Genomic DNA, 3,196 nt, shown 5'->3' with positions numbered 1-3,196 from the left:
TTACGGCCGCGACGGACACGCCGACGATTGCCGACGGGCTGATCCTGGCGGACGCGACTGCCGCCGCAATCGCGATTACGCTCCCGACGCTCACGACCGCCGAAGCGGGCCTGCCGATCATGGTGGTCAAGACCGATGCCGTGGCGAATAGCGTGACCGTGGCCACGACCTCCGGCGGCACGGCCACACTGGCGGCACAGTACGACAAGGTTCACGCGGTCTGGTCCGGAACGGCCTGGTTGACGGTCTGATCCGAGGCCAGCCATTCCCGTCCGTCGAGCATGCGGCCGGTCTTGTCGCGGCCGACGCGAGCGATGATCTCAGCCCCAGCATCATCCGGATCGTCGAGAACACCTTTCCCTGTGAGGTGACGCCCGGCGGACGTAATGACTGATAGCGGACCCGAACCAATCGGATAGAGTTCACACGGCCCGAATTCTCCCCAGGACTCAAACACGAATTCGACCCCCGCCGCCTGGCACTGGTCGCGGATCGACCGAATCCACGCCGGGTGGAGCGGCGTGTCGCCACCGGAAATGGTGACGCGGTTTAGATGACCTTCGTCTTCCGAGAACGGCTCGCCCCGATGGGTGCGACCGAGTCCGGTCAGCGCGTCCAGCAGGTATGTGCCGTACACACGCGGGACTGTCAGTCTCGTCAAGTCCACCGGCCCTTCCATGCCGATCAGTCTCAACTCGCGAAACGGCACGTCCAGTTCGTGCATGCCAGGCACCTGCTCATCGACCTCGGTCTGATTGCGGCACTCGCACGCGGCCCCAGTGCGTTTCAGCCGCAGGCCCAGCGCCTCGCCGAGTGCGGTCATTGCATCGTCAGCCATTGCTTCCGTCCTCCGTTTGAGTTGTCCACCCATTCATTATAGGCCCGGCTGACCATTCGCCAATTGGCGAAAACCGAGGAATCCTCATGGCCGCTCCGGTGAAGTTCAGTCCGCCGCAATTCCTAGCTGATCCGATCCCCGGCACGATCCGCGTCGTGAAGGTGACGGGGGCCAAGGGGCAAGAGAAATACCAGCTCCTGCCCAACGTCCGGCCGCTCGGCGATTCGTGGCGGGAAGGGGGCAACCCGCCAACAGCGGAATTCATCTATAAATTCGATGACACGACGCTCGAATACGCTCAGGCCACGCCCGACGAACGGAAACGGAAACTGCCCCCGACCCGATTCGAGGATGTGTTCGCCCTCGATTCCAAGAATCCGTATGTGCTGAAGCCGGACGACCGGATCGCCGTGCTGATGGACCGGCCCGACGGCTCGTTCGTGATCTTGTTCGATGGCTTCACGACCGCCCCGGATGCGCAAGTCTCGGCGACCGGCGAAGCCTGCCCGTTCACGGCGATGGGCTACCCGGTCCGCGAATTCGATACGCCGATCACGGGTGCGCTCTGGCGTGGTTCCGATACGCCGAACACCTCGCAATCCGCGATGAAAACCGACCTGCCCGCCCGGTTCAACCCGGACGGCAAGAAGAACTGCTCACCGTTCCTGGATGACGGTTCCGGCGGCAACGCATCGGATTACGTGATGGTCGCATATTCGTTGCTCAACGGCAGCACGCAATCGCCGCCGTTCTCGATTTTCATGGATGCCGATTTCGCGAACCCGGACCCGACCGTCGGCGGCACGTCCAAGGTCTACGCCCGGCAATGGACGATCCTGTTGGCGGCCAAGTATATCCTAATGGGGAACAAGTACGAAACCTACACCCGTCGGCCCGATTTCGACACGCTCTCGCATATCCTCGTCACCCGTGCGCCCAAGGGTTCTGCGACGACCTATGACCCGAAAGACCCGACGACGTACAGTGAATATGACATCACGTGCCAGGACTTCGATTGCACCGATAAGCCGTCGCCGATCGCGTTGGAAGAACTGATCGCACCGCACGGATTCGCGTGTGCGTGGCGACTCGACACGACCAAGACCGGCAAGCCCGATTGGTGGCTCGACATCTACCGCAAGGATGAGCCGGTCACGATTCAGCCGCTCAAATTGCAGCCCGCCGGGCAAGTGGCCGATTCGTCGCAATCGAACCTCACGTCCCTGTCGTTCACCCGTGATAGCCGCGAAATTATCAATTCGTTCGCCGTCCAGACCGACCCATGCCGATATCAGGCAAATTTCATCCTGATGCCCCAGGACAACACGTACACCGTTTTTCACCTCAACGAGAACGGCTCGGACGGATTCTGGGATGGCGCGGAGATGAACTACACGGCAGCCGACCTGACCATGCTGATCCAGGAGGACGGACTGGAAAGCCCGCCGACCCCGTCCCGTAGTGATCCGAGCCTGATTCGCCGGTACGCGATCCGCCGCCGCCCGGCACTCAAGACGCTGCTGGAACTCGACGCGAACGGTAAGAAGGCCAAGGCGACGTTGAGCCTGATCGTCGGCTACAACGGCGGTCCCGTGCCGGGCATCAAACGGCCGCAAATCGACGCGACGGTTCCGGTCGTGCGAACCGTGGCGAATGGCGGCTGGGAACTGCTCGGCGATCGTTGCGGCGTCAAGCTCACGATGCAAGACCCGAACAATTGGAAGATAGGCAAGGCAGCCGGGGCGACCTATTTCGCTAATGGCGTTGTCCGGCTCATCGACTGCCTCACGACCCCGAATGCGGCGGAAGGACGGCCGTACTTCCACCTGCTATTGACGTGTGCGATTGAAGGCGACCGGGGCATCAAGGCCATCGCGGCGAAGCGGCCGGGTTCGCCGACCTCGTACACGATCCTCCGTCGCGATGATGCCCGCGATTACTACAAGCGGCATTTCGTCTTGGACGGCCGTTATGCCGGACGGTTCGCGGAACGCGACGACACCGCCGCCGCCGTCTCGCACGCCGAGGCCCGCCGGGCATCCCACGAACTGCCCCGGTTTGCCGGACAGGCGACCATCGGCCGCATCGTGACGTACTATCTCGTCGGCGATAAGACCGACAAGATCACCGGCCGGGGCTGCTCCCTGCGGACCACGATCGCATCCGGGCAAAACGAAGGGCCGCAATACCCGTCGATCGTCGGCGTCGATCATCGGTACGACCCGGAATATGCGACGATTCTAATGTACGACGACCGCCGCGCCGAACCGTTCATGGCCGGGAAAGAGGGAGACTTGGACAGTTAATCACCGTTGATCCGCTTGCCATGTCATCAATCGAGACTATGATTAGATGGTG

General features: G+C 62.2%; 2 protein-coding genes and 1 pseudogene. 2 read left to right on the top strand and 1 reads right to left on the bottom strand.

Going from position 1 to position 3,196, the window contains the following annotated elements; genetic code table 11:
• Nucleotides 1–251 (top strand): annotated as a pseudogene (locus ACYC56_RS13725) (hypothetical protein); the annotation flags it as partial.
• Here the strand turns inward: ACYC56_RS13725 and ACYC56_RS13720 are convergent.
• On the bottom strand, nucleotides 212–838 hold the full coding sequence (locus tag ACYC56_RS13720; protein WP_461374737.1) for a DUF5131 family protein: 627 nt from the start codon (nucleotides 836–838) through the stop codon (nucleotides 212–214). The pseudogene ACYC56_RS13725 and the gene ACYC56_RS13720 overlap by 40 nt on opposite strands.
• A gap of 86 nt (nucleotides 839–924) precedes the next feature.
• Here ACYC56_RS13720 and ACYC56_RS13715 point away from each other — a divergent pair, with 86 nt between their 5' ends.
• Nucleotides 925–3,144, top strand: coding sequence for a hypothetical protein (locus ACYC56_RS13715; protein ID WP_461374736.1), 2,220 nt, complete (start codon nucleotides 925–927; stop codon nucleotides 3,142–3,144).
• The last annotated feature ends 52 nt before the right edge of the window (nucleotides 3,145–3,196 follow it).

The organism is Candidatus Aquicultor sp. (genome assembly GCF_054640775.1).
This window is presented reverse-complemented; position numbering and strand designations above follow the sequence as displayed.

Bases quoted from the DNA above. Each gene is read 5' to 3' on its own strand.
- ACYC56_RS13720 (WP_461374737.1), bottom strand. From the start codon at position 838: ATGGCTGACGATGCAATGACCGCACTCGGCGAGGCGCTGGGCCTGCGG.
- ACYC56_RS13715 (WP_461374736.1), top strand. From the start codon at position 925: ATGGCCGCTCCGGTGAAGTTCAGTCCGCCGCAATTCCTAGCTGATCCG.